Source organism: uncultured Rhodococcus sp., assembly GCF_963525155.1.
GTDB classification, from domain to species: Bacteria; Actinomycetota; Actinomycetes; order Mycobacteriales; family Mycobacteriaceae; genus Rhodococcus_F; species Rhodococcus_F qingshengii.
Genome location: NZ_CAURKP010000138.1, coordinates 1 through 14,306, shown reverse-complemented (window position 1 = coordinate 14,306; position 14,306 = coordinate 1). Strand labels below are relative to the sequence as shown.

General features: G+C 63.2%; 19 protein-coding genes. 8 read left to right on the top strand and 11 right to left on the bottom strand.

Annotation, left to right across the window (positions count from 1 at the left end; translation table 11 throughout):
• The 5 genes from cobJ to RWT78_RS22140 all read left to right on the top strand — a co-directional run.
• A partial coding sequence (gene cobJ, locus RWT78_RS22160) for a precorrin-3B C(17)-methyltransferase (protein WP_314680767.1) occupies window positions 1-929 on the top strand: 929 nt, incomplete at its 5' end.
• 26 nt (window positions 930-955) lie between these two features.
• Entirely contained in the window at window positions 956-1,315 is a 360-nt protein-coding gene (locus RWT78_RS22155; protein ID WP_078377497.1) for an HNH endonuclease, read from the top strand.
• Window positions 1,312-1,716 carry a DUF4440 domain-containing protein gene (locus RWT78_RS22150; RefSeq protein WP_073512420.1) on the top strand — a complete coding sequence of 135 codons (405 nt, stop codon included), beginning with the start codon at window positions 1,312-1,314 and terminating at the stop codon, window positions 1,714-1,716. The genes RWT78_RS22155 and RWT78_RS22150 overlap by 4 nt, the downstream gene beginning before the upstream one ends.
• Window positions 1,713-1,952, top strand: coding sequence for a PLDc N-terminal domain-containing protein (locus tag RWT78_RS22145; RefSeq protein ID WP_054782081.1), 240 nt, complete (start codon window positions 1,713-1,715; stop codon window positions 1,950-1,952). The genes RWT78_RS22150 and RWT78_RS22145 overlap by 4 nt, the downstream gene beginning before the upstream one ends.
• 77 nt (window positions 1,953-2,029) lie before the next feature.
• Window positions 2,030-2,620 carry a dihydrofolate reductase family protein gene (locus RWT78_RS22140; RefSeq protein WP_314680758.1) on the top strand — a complete coding sequence of 197 codons (591 nt, stop codon included), beginning with the start codon at window positions 2,030-2,032 and terminating at the stop codon, window positions 2,618-2,620.
• A gap of 446 nt (window positions 2,621-3,066) precedes the next feature.
• On the opposite strand, the gene RWT78_RS22135 is transcribed toward RWT78_RS22140, so the two are convergent.
• A complete protein-coding gene (locus tag RWT78_RS22135) occupies window positions 3,067-3,849 on the bottom strand; it encodes an alpha/beta hydrolase (RefSeq protein WP_314680757.1) in 783 nt (260 codons plus the stop codon).
• 274 nt (window positions 3,850-4,123) lie between these two features.
• On the opposite strand from RWT78_RS22135, the gene ccsB reads away from it, so the two are divergent.
• A complete protein-coding gene (gene ccsB, locus RWT78_RS22130) occupies window positions 4,124-5,083 on the top strand; it encodes a c-type cytochrome biogenesis protein CcsB (RefSeq protein WP_208690591.1) in 960 nt (319 codons plus the stop codon).
• A 13-nt stretch (window positions 5,084-5,096) separates the two neighbouring features.
• Here ccsB and RWT78_RS22125 read toward each other — a convergent pair whose 3' ends face one another.
• The 8 genes from RWT78_RS22125 to RWT78_RS22090 all read right to left on the bottom strand — a co-directional run bounded on the left by RWT78_RS22125 (window position 5,097) and on the right by RWT78_RS22090 (window position 11,406).
• A complete protein-coding gene (locus tag RWT78_RS22125) occupies window positions 5,097-5,612 on the bottom strand; it encodes a DUF1990 family protein (protein ID WP_003945015.1) in 516 nt (171 codons plus the stop codon).
• Window positions 5,612-5,971 carry a VOC family protein gene (locus RWT78_RS22120; protein ID WP_075833218.1) on the bottom strand — a complete coding sequence of 120 codons (360 nt, stop codon included), beginning with the start codon at window positions 5,969-5,971 and terminating at the stop codon, window positions 5,612-5,614. Before RWT78_RS22120 ends, RWT78_RS22125 begins: the two co-directional genes overlap by 1 nt.
• A gap of 10 nt (window positions 5,972-5,981) precedes the next feature.
• Complete coding sequence (locus RWT78_RS22115; RefSeq protein WP_019748499.1) at window positions 5,982-6,623, bottom strand: ScbR family autoregulator-binding transcription factor; 642 nt, start codon at window positions 6,621-6,623, stop codon at window positions 5,982-5,984.
• A gap of 159 nt (window positions 6,624-6,782) precedes the next feature.
• The gene (locus RWT78_RS22110) at window positions 6,783-7,703 is read right to left on the bottom strand and encodes a HAMP domain-containing protein (protein ID WP_007729850.1); all 921 of its coding nucleotides are present in this window, start codon (window positions 7,701-7,703) and stop codon (window positions 6,783-6,785) included.
• Window positions 7,704-7,848: 145 nt separating this feature from the next.
• On the bottom strand, window positions 7,849-8,622 hold the full coding sequence (locus RWT78_RS22105; RefSeq protein ID WP_037126390.1) for a cobalt-precorrin-6A reductase: 774 nt from the start codon (window positions 8,620-8,622) through the stop codon (window positions 7,849-7,851).
• Complete coding sequence (gene cobM / locus RWT78_RS22100) at window positions 8,619-9,368, bottom strand: precorrin-4 C(11)-methyltransferase (RefSeq protein ID WP_003944967.1); 750 nt, start codon at window positions 9,366-9,368, stop codon at window positions 8,619-8,621. The genes RWT78_RS22105 and cobM overlap by 4 nt, the downstream gene beginning before the upstream one ends.
• On the bottom strand, window positions 9,365-10,648 hold the full coding sequence (locus tag RWT78_RS22095; protein ID WP_050655278.1) for a bifunctional cobalt-precorrin-7 (C(5))-methyltransferase/cobalt-precorrin-6B (C(15))-methyltransferase: 1,284 nt from the start codon (window positions 10,646-10,648) through the stop codon (window positions 9,365-9,367). The genes cobM and RWT78_RS22095 overlap by 4 nt, the downstream gene beginning before the upstream one ends.
• The gene (locus tag RWT78_RS22090; protein WP_051649467.1) at window positions 10,645-11,406 is read right to left on the bottom strand and encodes an SDR family NAD(P)-dependent oxidoreductase; all 762 of its coding nucleotides are present in this window, start codon (window positions 11,404-11,406) and stop codon (window positions 10,645-10,647) included. Before RWT78_RS22090 ends, RWT78_RS22095 begins: the two co-directional genes overlap by 4 nt.
• A 30-nt stretch (window positions 11,407-11,436) precedes the next feature.
• Here RWT78_RS22090 and RWT78_RS22085 point away from each other — a divergent pair, with 30 nt between their 5' ends.
• Window positions 11,437-11,862 carry a PPOX class F420-dependent oxidoreductase gene (locus RWT78_RS22085; RefSeq protein WP_007729859.1) on the top strand — a complete coding sequence of 142 codons (426 nt, stop codon included), beginning with the start codon at window positions 11,437-11,439 and terminating at the stop codon, window positions 11,860-11,862.
• Here the strand turns inward: RWT78_RS22085 and RWT78_RS22080 are convergent, their stop codons facing one another.
• On the bottom strand, window positions 11,863-12,999 hold the full coding sequence (locus tag RWT78_RS22080) for a Xaa-Pro peptidase family protein (protein ID WP_314680749.1): 1,137 nt from the start codon (window positions 12,997-12,999) through the stop codon (window positions 11,863-11,865). It abuts the gene before it with no gap.
• 37 nt (window positions 13,000-13,036) lie between these two features.
• Between RWT78_RS22080 and RWT78_RS22075 the strand changes: the two genes are divergently transcribed.
• Entirely contained in the window at window positions 13,037-14,002 is a 966-nt protein-coding gene (locus RWT78_RS22075) for a 5'-3' exonuclease (RefSeq protein WP_003944862.1), read from the top strand.
• Window positions 14,003-14,006: 4 nt separating this feature from the next.
• On the opposite strand, the gene RWT78_RS22070 is transcribed toward RWT78_RS22075, so the two are convergent.
• Window positions 14,007-14,306, bottom strand: a 300-nt coding sequence (locus RWT78_RS22070) for a DUF4333 domain-containing protein (RefSeq protein ID WP_314680747.1), incomplete at its 5' end; no start/stop codon positions are given.

Below are 14,306 nucleotides of genomic sequence, written 5' to 3'. Positions count from 1 at the left end.
TCCCACCGGTCCTCCAATCGCTCGAGGATTCCGGTCGCCTCGGCGAGGCCCACTACGTCGAGCGCGCGAGCACCACACGTCAACGCGTCGAATCCGCTGCCGAGGTCGACCCGGACGGAGTTCCGTACTTCTCGATCGCCATCGTTCCGAGCCCGTCGAACAACCCTCGACCTGCAACCGAATCCCGCGGCGAGGTGGTCGTGGTCGGACTCGGGCCGGGCGACACCGCCTGGACCACACCTGAAGTGGCGCATGAGCTTTCGTTCGCAACCGACCTCGTCGGCTACGGCCCGTACGTCGATCGCGTGCCGACGCGTCCGGGCCAGCGGCGCCATTCCAGCGACAACCGCGTCGAAGCCGAACGCGCCGCGATGGCGTTGGACCTGGCGAAGAACGGCGCCCGTGTAGCTGTCGTCTCGTCGGGAGATCCCGGCGTATTCGCCATGGCTGCAGCAGTTCTCGAAGTTGCCGCCGAAGACCAGTGGCGCGGGGTCCCGGTCCGCATCCTTCCCGGCATGACGGCGGCAAACGCTGTCGCCAGTCGCGTCGGCGCTCCCCTCGGGCACGACTATGCGGTGCTCTCGTTGTCTGATCGCCTCAAGCCGTGGGATGTCGTCGCTCGCCGTATCTCGGCAGTTGCAGCCGCAGACATGGCATTTGCGGTCTACAACCCGGCGTCGAAGTCCCGGACGTGGCAGGTCCAAGCCATGAAGGACCTCGTGCTCGAGCACCGCTCCCCCGAGACTCCTGTTGTCATCGGGCGCGATGTTGCCGGCGCCGAGGAATCAGTTCGCGTCGTAACCCTCGGCGAGCTCGAGCCTTCCGAGATCGACATGCGGACGCTGCTGATCGTCGGATCGTCGATGACGACGGTCGTCGAAACCGGTTCGGGCCGTCAGGTGTTCACCCCGCGGCGGTACCCGGAGTAACCACCACTCGGCGATAGCATGGCGTCATGCCCGTCAACCGGACCCGGAAAGCCAGATACGCGCGCAAACGCAAACGCCGAATGGATCTGGTGGAGCACGACCTGTCCGTCGAGCAGTGGTCCGCGCTCAAAGCGGCCTGGGGTGGCTGCGCGTACTGCGGCGAGCCGGACGAGTCGCCACAGCGCGACTGTGTGCTGGCGATCTCCCGCGGTGGGCGCTACACGCTCGACAACATCGCACCGGCGTGCCGCTCGTGCAATGCAAGCAAATGCAACAGCGAGGTCACTCTCTGGTTGCGGCGCAAGGGGTATGACGAGAAGGCCTTCCTCCTGCGCCACGCGGAGATAGGTATCGAGATGAGGGCGCAGTTCTCGGAGCAGTCGTGACGACTCCGCACGAGTTGCGCCCGATCCTCGACGAGTTGATGGAGTTCGAACCTCTGTTTCACCGAACTCGAGTAGCGATGTCACGAGACGAGTTCGATGCGGTCGTCGACCCGGAGTTCCGGGAGATCGGAGCCTCGGGTGCGCGATACACCCGCGATTACGTGCAATCGGCAGTCGCGAGCCGGCGACTCCGCGGCGAAGTGAACGACGCCGCCGAACTCGGGTGGACGGTTGACCGGCCAGCGCTGAGCCGGATCGCGCCTGACACGTATCTGGTGACGTACCGGCTGGCGCAGGCGCATCGGGTTACCGAGCGATCATCCATCTGGCGGTTCGCCGAGAATCGATGGAGCGTGTTGTTTCATCAAGGCACAGTCGTCGAAAGTGGTTTGGAAGCGTGAACGAATCGATCCACAACCCCACCATTCCGCTTTGGATGGACATCACCTTCACCGCCTTCGTTCTTGCCTGGATCTTCATCACGATTAGCGCGCTCGTGGCGATCGTGCGCACTGACTTCGAACGCTCGGGCGGCAAATTCTGGTGGTCGGCACTGGTGATCGCGGTGCCTGTACTCGGTGCGCTCGTCTGGTTACTGTTCGGTCGACCCCCGCGTGACTCCAGGTCCCGAACCTGATCTACACCGACGGCCCGGCAGTAGTCTGAGTACGGTCCGGTGCTGTCACTCTGCGCCTATCAGGGGAGAACAACGAGATGAGACCACTTCGATACTCGATCAACGTCACACTCGACGGCTGCTGCCATCACGAGGCGGGGCTCCCACCCGACGAGGAGTCGATGCGCTACTGGACCGCTCAGATGGAACGAGCCGATGCCTTGCTGTTCGGCCGGGTGACCTACGAGATGATGGAGTCGGCGTGGCGGAAGCCTGCAACGGGCGCGTGGCCTGACTGGATGGACGAGTGGGAGATCCCGTTCGCCGAGGCAATGGACCGGGCGAAGAAGTACGTCGTGTCGAACACGCTGAGCGGGGTCGATTGGAATGCCGAACTGGTGCTGGACGACTTGGGGCCAGCAGTTCAGCGACTCAAGGAGCAGCCCGGCGAAGGCCTGTGGGTTGGCGGCGTAACACTCCCCCTGGCATTGGCAGACCTGGGACTGATCGACGAGTACGAGTTCGTTGTGCAACCGGTCCTCGCCGGACACGGACCGACGTTGCTCGCCGGTCTGCGCAAGCGCATCCAACTCGAACTCGTCGATCGCCACGAGTTCCAGTCGGGTGCACTCGCCGTGCGATATCGGCCCACTCAAATACCGCCCCCGGGTCAGGTATCGGACGGGTAGTCGACGCATGGCTGGACATGCGCGGTTGAAAGACATGTCGTCGCCTCAGTTCGGACGCGAGAAGAGTTCCCAGTCTTGTTCGGTGTTCGGTACCGACCTGACACTCGGCACAGCATGAACATTAGCCACCGAAGTTCTCCGGACAACCCTCGACGAGATCGAAGCATCGAACTGGATCACGAACAAGTTCATTCCGCTCGGCGGACCGTAAGGACATATGTCGCCATCGAGCGCCTCAGCAAAAATGGCCAAGCTGGACGGCTACTAGCGAGCGAAGGATCGAAATCGCCACCATCGCGAGCGCCACAAAAATGATCATCTGAAAAGCTTTGGTCAAATTGATGCAGGATACGTTGACGCCACTACTTCGGGTCTTGCTGAGAAACGAAACCTGGTCGAGATCGTATCGGCGTCCGACACAGGCCGGACGCCGATACGTGTTCACGTCAGCTCACAGGCGCGCCACCGCTCCCGCCGAGGTGGCGGGCGAAGAACCGAGCCGAACTGTCGCGCTCGTAGTCGGGCACCGGATAGTGCCTGCCCGAGTAGGCGTGCAGCGTCTTCTCCGTCGAGCCGAAGGCATCGAACAACGCTACCCCTGACGTGCGGTCGTAATCCTTGTCGTCCCAAGGGATCCGGTACTCGACCGGGACCGTGAGCATTCGTGCCGCTTCGATGAGGGAGTCGTCCACAAAAACTCCCCCGAAGCTCACGGCAGCGATCCTGGATTCGACCGGGGCCAACATCAGCCCGGTCACGACCCCTAGCGACACGCCGCCAAAGCCGATCGGAGCGTCGGCGTCGACGTCGGGCAGCGTTTGCAGAGCGTCGATGGTCGCCTGCCATTCCGGCACTGCACGCTCCGCCAGCGATCGGTTGTACTCGACGACGATCGGGGCGATCGGCTCGTGGGCCGCCCTAGCCTGGTGGATCGCCTCGACCCACTGTTCGTCCTGTGTGTTCCGCGGCCGATCGCCATGTCCGGGCGCGTCGATCGCGGCGACTGCGAACCCGTGGGAGCTCACACTGTGGAGTGCGCTGGCAACCAGTCCTGGTGCCTTCTTGTGCATGCCGCCGGAGTGCCCGGACAGCAGAAGGGGTGATTCGACAGATCCGGACGCGAGTGACCAGAGCACGCCGGTGATGTCGTCTACAACGAAATGGCGTTCGATGACACCGTTCGACGTTGTCTCGGAAGTGAATTCGATGGTCGGAGAATTGGATTGCATGGTGTTACCTTTCGGGATTGCCTACTCGAGGCGCTCCCGGCGACACCTACGTCAATCGCCGATCCGTGAACACGAGTGGGAGCACCCACATGGTTACAGCGTTCATGGGACTCACCTCCTGGCGTGTTGTCACGGTCTCGCACAAGCTATCAACCCCAACCGAAGCTCGTCCAATCATTTTCCGGACCACTGATCCGACAGACGGCCCTGCCAGTTCTACGATCGTGTGTAGTAGATTCCAAATGACAACCAACCGGTCGTTATGAGGAGCCTGATGTCGGTCGATCCAGTTCTCGCGCAGTACAGCGACTACGCCTTCGCGTCGTCTTTCGCGATTTACGTTCTCGCCCTGGTTCTTTCCGTCGTCGACTTCTCCAGCGCACCCCTCTCTGCCACAGTGCGACCGGCACTCGCACATGCCGGAAGTGCATCGAATCCTGCATTGCCCGGCCGGATCGCATTGCTGCCGAATCGAACCCGCGCCCATCGTGCGGGTCGCGCCGCCATGTCTCTCATCGTCGTCGCCCTGGTCCTCAACGTCACCGCGCTTGCACTTCGCGGCATCTCGACGCACCGATGGCCTCTCGGAAACCTCTACGAGTACGCGCTTTTCCTCAGCGCTGCATTGGTGGCATGCTGGCTGGTCATTCTGCGGCGGTACCCGATTCGATCGTTGACCATCTTCGTTCTGTCACCCACCGTGGTGCTTCTTTTCGTCGCCGCCGCAAGCATGTATGCCGAGGCAGCGCCGGTCGTACCCGCTCTTCGTTCGTACTGGATCGGCGTGCACGTCACGATCATCGTCGCCGCCTCCGGCATCCTTACGTTCGCAAGTGCGGTCAGCGCACTTTTCATGATTGCCGAGGTGGGCCCGCAGTCGAAGAAACGCGCGTTGCGTTGGATTGCGGCACGACTGCCGTCATCCGAATTGCTTGACCGCGTGGCCTACCGAACAACGGTCGTCGGGTTCCCGTTGTTCAGCATCGGGGTGATCTGCGGGGCGATCTGGGCGGAGGCCGCGTGGGGACGTTTCTGGGGCTGGGACCCCAAGGAGACGGTCTCGTTCATCTCCTGGGTTCTCTATGCCGCGTACCTCCATGCGCGCGCTACCGCCGGGTTGAAGAACATGCGTGCGGCATGGATCAATGTTGCTGCGCTCGCCACCATGCTTTTCAACATGTTTGCGATCAACTACGTCGTGTCGGGATTGCATTCGTACGCTGGATTGAATTGACACCTACAACGGATCAAACCCGCGATCGGGCGACGCTCTCGCGGACGGCACGGATGTAGCGGCGCGTGACAAACGCCTGTACTCGACGTCCGATCGGAGCACCGAGACGCACCCACCACGTTCCGGGCTTGGAGAACGCCACGATCTCGATGCGAACCTCATTGCTGCTCTCGTCGAACTGGACGACAAACAATTCCTCCCCGCATTCGGGGTGGCCCGCGCGGGTTCCGTACGCGAAGCCCTTGCGAGTGGGTTCGTCGACGACATAGACGATCCGAACGGGGATAGTCACCGGACCGAGTCCGAAGGTCGCATCTTGACCCGCCACGGCGGTCGGGGCTGCCGTCCGTACGGCCAGACCGGCTCCGCGGTGCATTCCCCAATTCGCGACGGTTCGAGCGGCAACCTCGAAATCCTCCCGTCCGGATCCGACCGTCGCGCTCTCGTGAACGTGGTGATAGCCGGCGGGGAGAACGCCTGACGTTGCGCCCACCTCGAGGTACGTCAGCCCGCCCGGGCGGGACGCCATCATTGCTCGCGTCGGTGGCTGAGGATGTTGATCACGTGGCCGTCGGGGTCGGAAGCGAAGAACCTGCGGACCCCCCACGGCTCCTCGGTGACGGGATAGACGATGGTGTCGCCGCGTTGCACTGCGGCCTCGTACGCCGCGTCGAGATCGTCCACCTCGACGGAGACGTCCGGTACTACGGGCGCATGAGCGTCGTGCGTCATGACGCTGATCTGCAAAGACGGATCCGTCGGCGAAGCCAACGTCACGATCCACCCGTGATCCATGACAACTTCGAGGCCCAGCACTTCGGCGTAGAAGCGCTGCGCGGCCTCGAGCGAGCTACTCGACAGATCCGAAACTATCCGCGTGACGGCCATGTCCCGCAGGCTACGCCGCCGCCGGAGTCCACCGCGACTTGACGAGGCGCTCGATGTCACCGGAAAGTTCGTCGCTGACGATTCCCGGAAGCAGGATCTGCCACATCTCGTCGACACGATCCGGAAGATCCGAGCGTCGGGTGAGAACGTTCGAAACCAGCTGTACCCCCGTGAATGCCGAGGGCATGAACCTGCCGAACGATTCTGCACTGACCGATTTTCGGATTTCACCTTCCGCCTGAGCCCTGGCGGTGAGATCGGTGATTGCCGAGATCCATTCGGCGTACGGTTCCACCGGCCCCTCGTACGTGCTCAGTTCCAGCGTGAGGCGAATGCCCGCGCGAACGATCGGCTCGTCGACAATCTGGCGTGCCATTTCGTGCGTGAGCATGATCATCTGTTCCAACGGGTCCTTGCCCGTCGCGGAAATCGCCTGCACCGACTCGATCGAGAGCCGATGCTGTTCGGCAATGATGAACTGCGCGAGCTCGTCCTTCGACGCGAAATGGAAATACAACGCGCCCTTGGTAGTACCGGCCCCCGAGACTATGTCGGCCATGCTGGTGCTGCCGTAACCAGTCTTCTCGAACTGCGCGGCCGCGCCGGCAACGATTTGCTGCCGAGTCAGCTCGGCGCGTGCTTGCTTGACCACTGAATCCCTCTCGTCCTCCAAAGGCCCCCGCCCAGCAAACCCCACGGTTCGCGCCACATTCCAGCTATACCCAAAAACTTCACAATTGCCCCACATTACCAGCGCTCCTTCCATTGCTTCAATTACGAATGCAACAAAGTCGCTGGTCAGACGTCCGATTTAGAGGGAATCTCCTCTCCCCAACGTGCTTTCGTCAACCCGCGCACGGTCCACCAACTCTCCGACGAGGAGCGTCAACTCCATCATCTGGTCGGTGATTTCCTCACGCAGCTGCGTTGCATCCGCCTCGGAAATCGCGCCGGACTTGGTATCGAAAGACATCAACAACTCGATATTGGTGCGAAGTGCAGTCAAAGGAGCCAGAAGGTCCTGGCCCGCTTCGGTGATCAGACTTCTCTGGCGTGCCCGCGATTCCGACAACGTCCCGAGCATCCGATTGAAACTGACTGTCAGCGACGCCAACTCGTCGTCACCGGTCACCGGGATCGGCGCAAGATCATCCGTTTCGGCGACCCGCCGCGTCGCCGCAGTAAGTCGCGCAATCGGCCGTAATCCTGTGCGTGCCACAGCATCTCCGGCCGCGTAAGCTAGGGCGATTCCGGCCGCCCCGAGTGCCGCCAACACCACTGCCAGTCGCTTGAGTACCGAACGCGTCGGCCCCAGGGATTGCGCGACAACCAAAGTCTGGCCCGCAACCGAGGGCTCGACAAGAATTCGATACGCATCAACCGTCGCGATTGTCTGCGACGAATTGCCGTCTGCGATCGACCTGATGGCGTCTGCGCTCGTGCTGAACGGCGGCAGACCGGGAGTCGCCGTCACCAAGGCGCCGTCGGCAGTAAGAAGCCCCACCGCCTGGATGACCGCTGTATCCGCGCCGGCCGTCAATCCCAGAACCGGTGTGACACCGCCGAAATTGACGGTGTCGGTGATCGCGTCACTCGTGCGCTCGAGTTGTCGATCGACGTTGCCTTGCAAATACGCGTTGAACACTATGTACACCGCCGACGCCGACACGATCACCGCGATCGCCACCAGGCCTGCAGTCAGCAATTTCACGCGAGCATGGAGCGTCCGCACGTGAATTCCCGATGGTTTTCGACGGCTCATTCCGGGAACCGACACTCTCATGCGCGGTCCCGCAGTGCGGCGTCGAAAAATCCCAACATCCCTCCAGTATGGTCACGGAACCTTAGACGAACCTGAAGCGAACGCGATGTCGGCCTCACAGCGCCGTTCCACGACCGAAAGCCGTGAGCCAGTCCATCGCCTCGGCTTCGGTATCGAATGCCGGGACGGTCGCCGGGATCGGTGGTCGTTCGACGACGATCACCGGGATCGACAATTGCCTGGCTGCGGCGATCTTTGCGTACGTCTGCTCGCCGCCACTGTTCTTGGTGATCACGACGTCGATGCTGTGAGTTCGCATCAGATCGACTTCCGCTTCGATGTCGAATGGACCACGTGCGAGCAGCAATTGCGAGTGAGGCGGCAATGTCCCTGAAGGCGGATCGATCGAGCGCACGAGAAACGAGACGCTCTTCACGCGGTCGAACGCCGAAACTCCTTGCCTCCCGATCGTCAGAAAAGCGCGTGAGCCGACCGTCGGCACCAACTCTGCGGCGTGATCGAGATCGTGTGCCGGAAGCCAAGTGTCACCGAGTTGCTCGCGCCAGGGCGGGCGTCGGTACATGGCGTACGGCACGGAATTCGCAAGGCACGCTTCGAACGCATTCTGGGTGATGCGAGCGGCAAACGGATGCGTGGCGTCGAGCACTGCACGAATATCATTGGCCGACAACCACTCCGACAGCCCTTCGGCTCCCCCGAACCCGCCGATACGCACTTCCCCCTCCGGCCATCGAGGATCACGAACCCGGCCGGCCAGCGATGTGACAACCTCGAGGTCGGCTGAACCGGCCAAGCGAGAAGCGATCACTCGACCTTCGCCTGTGCCGCCGAGCAGGAGTACGCGGCGACGAGTACCTGTCGAGGTCAGTGTGTGCTTCTCTCGCGCGCTGCCGAGTAGAGGTAGCTGTCCGGAAACCCCTCCGCAGTCAACACTCGGCCGACGATCACGACGGCCGTCTTCGTGATGCCGGCCGCATGAACAAGTTCGACGATCGTCTTCAAAGTGCCTCGAACAACGATCTCCTCGGGCCGTGAGGCGAAGGCGACCACCGCGACCGGGCAGTCCTCGCCGTAATTGTCGGCCAACTCGGATGCGATCTGTTCGATGCGATGAGCGCCGAGGTGAATCACCATCGTCGCGCCGCTGCGGCCGAGGGACCGCAGATCCTCGCCCTCCGGCATCGCCGTCGACAAGGTGGAGACTCGGGTGAGAACAATGGTCTGCGAGACGCCTGGGACAGTCAGCTCGCGCCCCAGCGCGGCTGCAGCCGCGGTAAATGCAGGAACACCGGGAATCATGTCGAAATCGACTCCTGCGGCGTCCAGGCGACGAGCTTGCTCTGCCACTGCACTGAAGATCGACGGATCACCGGAATGCAAACGCGCGACGTCCAGCCCAGCGGAATCCGCTTCGACAAGAATCGCGGTGATCTCGTCCAGGCTCAGCCGAGCAGTGTCCACGACCTGAGCTCCGACCGGGCACCACTCGAGCAACTCCGCTGGAACAAGGCTGCCTGCGTACAAGCACACAGGGCTCGCAGCGATGATCCGTTGCGCGCGGACAGTGATCAAATCTGCCGCACCGGGACCCGCACCGATGAAATGAACGGTCATTGTGTGGATTCCTCCGGCGTATCTGTGTCTGCGCCTGCAGACGGCTGACGTTTTGTGACGGACCATTGGACCACCGGAAGTTGCGGTCGCCAAACGTTGAACGTTCCCAACGGCTCGGCGCGCTGCACCTGAAAGCGTCGAAGCGTCCCACCATGGCGACTCATCCAGCCGAGCAGCAACGATTCGGACTCGGCGGTCACGGCGTTCGCGACCAGACGACCACCCACGCTCAACTGCTCCCAGCACGCTTCGAGCATTCCCGGTTGCGTGACGCCGCCGCCGACGAACACCGCATCGGGACGTCGAGTTTCGTCCGCAAACGCCTCCGGCGCGGCCCCTTTCACGTTCAACGCGGGCACGCCGAGATTGAGTGCATTGGCACCGATCTGCGACACGCGGCTCGCCACCTTCTCGAATGTTGTTGCAGTGCAACGTGGGTGAGTTCGCATCCACTCGATGGCGACGGTTCCCGACCCACCGCCCACGTCCCAGAGGTGTTCTCCCGGCGCCGGGGCAAGCGCGCACAACGTCAACGCACGGATCTCCTGCTTCGTCATCTGACCGTCGCCGACAAAAGCAGCATCCGGTAGCCCCGGGATTCGAGTCAGCCGCAAGAGAGGATCGGCCGCGATGCACTCGACGGCCAGAACGTTCAACGCGTCCACGTCCTCGTCCGCGTGATCCCACTCGTCTGCGACCATGACGGTCCGCGATTCCCCGGCCCCGCCCAGCTGGGCCAGCACGGTCACGATCGATCGACCGAAGCCCGCGCCGGACAACAGACGTGCCACCTCCCCCGGTGTCGAGCGCCCGTTGCTCAACACCAGCAGTCGCGCACCGTCAGTCACGGAAGCCAATACTGTCGCCGAGTCTCGGTTGACCAGGCTCACGACGTCGATCTCGGCCGATGCCCATCCCATTCGCGCGCTCGCCAACGCCGCCGACGACGGGTGGGAGATCACTCGCACGTTGTCCGCGCCGAGCAGCCTGACCAATGTGACACCGAGACCGTGGAACATCGGGTCACCGCTGGCGAGCACGCATACTCTGCGGTCCGCGTTCTCGGCGAACATCGACGGCAACGCCGGAATCATCGGAGACGGCCAGGTCAGCCTGGTGGGCGCACGCCGTGCCCCGAGATGTGTCGCCGGGACCAAGTCCAATTGGCGCGGCGACCCCATCAGGACCTCCGCGCCCAGGATTGCGCCCTTTGCGCTCTCGGACAGCCCATCCCAGCCGTCGGCGCCGATGCCGACGATCACCACCGGGTGTGTGGTCATCGCGGCATCCGGCGCCAGATCGTCTGAGGCAGAAGCCGCATGACGAAGAACACCGGCTGCAGAATTCGCGGTACCCACACACGCGTCGCCCCGGAGTTCAGTCCCCGCACGACGGCGTCCGCGACCTGCGACGGAGTGCTCGACATCGGGGCAGGCGACATTCCCTCGGTCATCTTGCCGATGACGAACCCGGGCCGTACCAGCATCAATTGGACGCCCGAACCGTGCAGCGCGTCGCCGAGGCCGCTGGCAAAACCGTCCAAGCCGGCCTTTGCGCTCCCGTAGACGTAGTTGGCGCGGCGAACCCGGACGCCGGCGACGGACGAGAACACCACGATCTTTCCGGTTCCCTGTCCGCGCATGATCTCCGCGAGATGCGTGAGGATGCTGACCTGAGCCACGTAGTCGGTGTGCACCACCGCGACCGCGTGCGCCGCGTCGGTTTCGGCACGCGCCTGATCGCCGAGAATCCCGAAGGCCAGCACTGCAATCGAAATCCGGCCGTGCTCGGCCACTACGGCGCCCAGGAGGTCTCCGTGCGTGTCGACGGCGTCGGCGTCGAACTCGACGGTGGAGACGTCGACAGCGCCGGCGTTTTTGAGCATCTGCTCCTGCTCCGACAGCTCTCCGCTGCGTCTGGCAGCCAGAACGATGTTGCGGCCTGGCGCGAGCCTGACCGCGATCTCGAGGCCGATCTCACTTCGTCCGCCGAGGAGCAGTACCGTCTCGATGTCATTCACGTTCGCACCCGCAGTCACCGCTCCAGTGTCCTGGATTACCGTCGTGGCATGACGCTCACCCCCTCCACCACGCCATCGTCACAGCAGACTCTCACCGAAGACGGGCTGAAGTTCGTCGGTGAATACCACCTCGCGACACTCACGACGTTGCGTCCGAACGGCACCCCACACGTCGTTGCCGTCGGGTTCACCTGGGACCAGGAAGCCGGAAAGGCGCGCGTGATCACCAGCGGTGGCTCACAGAAGGCGATCAACGCAGCGCGTGGCGGATACGCCGCCGTCAGTTCGGTCGACGGTGGCCGCTGGCTCACGCTCGAGGGGCCGGCACGCGTGCTCACCGACGCGGACTCCGTGGCCGACGCCGTTCGGCGCTATGCCGAGCGGTACCGCCAGCCACGGGTCAATCCCGCGCGCGTGGTCATCGAAATCGACGTCACACGCATACTCGGGTCCGCTGCGTTCAAGAAAAGCTGATCAGGCGAGGACAGTCAGGCCGTGCGGACGGTTGTTGAACGACTCGCAACCGTCGGCGGTCACGACGACGATGTCCTCGATACGGGCACCCCAACTGCCGCGGAAGTAGATTCCCGGTTCGATGCTGAAGGCCATACCTTCGACGAGTTCGATGGTGTTGCCCTCGACGATGTACGGCTCCTCGTGCACGGACAGCCCGATACCGTGACCGGTGCGGTGAACGAATACCCCTGCAAGCCCTTGTGCGGCAAGCACTTCGCGGGCTGCAACGTCCACGGATTCTGCGGAGACTCCTGGCCGCACCGAATCGACCGCAGCCTGCTGCGCCGCCTCGAGTACCGCGAACTGTGCGGCAACCTCCGCGGAAGGCTGCCCCATGCTGTACGTGCGAGTGGAGTCCGAGTTGTATCCGGGCTCGACCGGTCCGCCGATGTCGATGACCACGATATCGCCGCTCTCGATCACCCGGTCCGAAACCTCGTGATGAGGATCGGCGCCGTGCGGGCCCGAACCGACAATCACGAACGCGGCCTCGGTATGCCCCTCTTCGAGAATCGCCACCGAAATCGCTTCGCCTACTTCAGCTTCCGTACGTCCGACGACCAAGAACTCGGTCATGCGGGCGTGAACACGGTCGATGGCCGCACCGGCTCGCCGCAATGCCTCGATCTCGGCGCCGTCCTTGACCATCCGCAATTCGCGCAAGACGCCGGTGGCGAGAATCGGCAACGCGCCCAAGGTGTCTGCGAGCGGGATCAGATGCAGCGCAGGCATCGCATCCGTCACCGCAACCTTCGCGCCGGTCGGGAGTTGCGCCGCCACAATCGCATACGGGTCGACACCGTCGACCCAGTCGAGGACGGTCAACCCGAGATCGCCCACTGCCGATTCCTTCAGCGACGCCAACTCCAACCGAGGAAGTACGACGGACGCCTTCGCCGTGTCCGCGGCGATGACCAACGCGGTCAAGCGCTCGAACGAGTCAGCCCGAGAACCCGTCAGGTACCGCAGATCCGGACCTGGAGTCACCACCAGACCGTCGAGTCCTGCTGATCGAGCCAACTCCGCGGCGCGAGCGATACGTGCGCCGTACACGGCGCTGGAGAATCGGGAATCCTGTTCGGCTGAAGACGTCATGGCTTACAGGTTAGTGCCGACTGGCAGGATGGTGACCATGAGTGGGCCATTGCTTCTCCTCGACGGTGCCAGCCTGTGGTTTCGTGCGTTCTACGCGCTGCCCGAGTCATTCGTCGACCCCGACGGCAGACCTGTCAACGCGGTGCGCGGTTTCACCGACATGGTTGCTTCCCTGATCACCAAACACCAGCCGAGTCGTCTCGCCGTGTGCCTGGACTTGGACTGGCGACCGCAGTTCCGCGTCGATGCAGTCCCGACGTACAAAGCACATCGCGTCGAGGAAGGCTCTGACGGTGCGTCCGAAGAAGTTCCGGACACGTTGACGCCTCAGGTCGACATGATCATGGACGTGCTCGCTGCAGCGGGTATCGCGACGGCGGGTGCAGTCGGACTCGAAGCCGACGACGTACTGGGAACGCTTGCCGCCACCGAGCGCGAAGATCTCACCGTCGTCGTCAGTGGTGACCGAGACCTACTGCAGGTCGTCACCGACGAGTACGTGCCCGTCCGTGTCCTGTACGTGGGCCGTGGCCTGTCCAAGGCGGAACTCTTCGGACCGGTCGAGGTTGCGGAGAAATACGGAGTACCCGGTGACCGTGCGGGCGAGGCTTACGCCGAACTCGCGGTACTGCGCGGAGACGCCTCCGACGGTCTACCCGGCATCAAGGGTGTCGGTGAGAAGACTGCGTCGACACTGATGCTCCGTTACGGCTCGTTGGCCGGACTTCGGGCGGCCGCAGCTGATCCTGAATCGGATATGGCCAAGGGGATTCGCGCAAAACTGACCTCACCTGAGGCAATGGCTTACCTAGATGCTGCGTTGCCGGTCGTGCGAGTGGTTCGCGACGCGGACGTTCAGTTCTCGAAGGACGACCGACTCCCGGCGACCCCCGTCGATCCCGCACGCCTCGAGGAAGTGGCGGCCTCGCTGAACATCGAGCGCTCGGCCGGCCGGCTTGCCGCCGCGCTCGAGGCTGCGGCGGCAGGCCGTTCCGACCAATAGGGCGTCAGCTCGGGCGGCTGACCTCGTACGTGCCGTTGTCGTCGACAAACGTCACGGTCACGTTCGACTTCACACCCGCGATCGAAAGCGTGCAGGTGAACTTGTTGCCTGACTTGACTTCCTGGTCCGCGGGGCACTGAACGTTGCTCACGTTCTTCGCCCCGTAGGACTCGGTGACGATCTTCTCGACGCCGGCCTGCGCGGCGCTCTGATCGAGTGTGTTCTTGCCGAAGACACCGAACACCAGGGCCACCACGACAGCGGCAAGAACGACGAGAACGCCGATCGCACCGAAGATCAGGGG

What these genes read in the sequence shown, in the direction of transcription:
- cobM (WP_003944967.1), bottom strand. Translation starts at nt 9,368, where the DNA reads ATGACCGTTCATTTCATCGGTGCGGGTCCCGGTGCGGCAGATTTGATC.
- RWT78_RS22120 (WP_075833218.1), bottom strand. Translation starts at nt 5,971, where the DNA reads ATGGCCGTCACGCGGATAGTTTCGGATCTGTCGAGTAGCTCGCTCGAG.
- ccsB (WP_208690591.1), top strand. Translation starts at nt 4,124, where the DNA reads ATGTCGGTCGATCCAGTTCTCGCGCAGTACAGCGACTACGCCTTCGCG.
- RWT78_RS22075 (WP_003944862.1), top strand. Translation starts at nt 13,037, where the DNA reads ATGAGTGGGCCATTGCTTCTCCTCGACGGTGCCAGCCTGTGGTTTCGT.
- RWT78_RS22140 (WP_314680758.1), top strand. Translation starts at nt 2,030, where the DNA reads ATGAGACCACTTCGATACTCGATCAACGTCACACTCGACGGCTGCTGC.
- RWT78_RS22085 (WP_007729859.1), top strand. Translation starts at nt 11,437, where the DNA reads ATGACGCTCACCCCCTCCACCACGCCATCGTCACAGCAGACTCTCACC.
- RWT78_RS22125 (WP_003945015.1), bottom strand. Translation starts at nt 5,612, where the DNA reads ATGGCGTCCCGCCCGGGCGGGCTGACGTACCTCGAGGTGGGCGCAACG.
- RWT78_RS22080 (WP_314680749.1), bottom strand. Translation starts at nt 12,999, where the DNA reads ATGACGTCTTCAGCCGAACAGGATTCCCGATTCTCCAGCGCCGTGTAC.
- RWT78_RS22095 (WP_050655278.1), bottom strand. Translation starts at nt 10,648, where the DNA reads ATGACCACACACCCGGTGGTGATCGTCGGCATCGGCGCCGACGGCTGG.
- RWT78_RS22135 (WP_314680757.1), bottom strand. Translation starts at nt 3,849, where the DNA reads ATGCAATCCAATTCTCCGACCATCGAATTCACTTCCGAGACAACGTCG.
- RWT78_RS22155 (WP_078377497.1), top strand. Translation starts at nt 956, where the DNA reads ATGCCCGTCAACCGGACCCGGAAAGCCAGATACGCGCGCAAACGCAAA.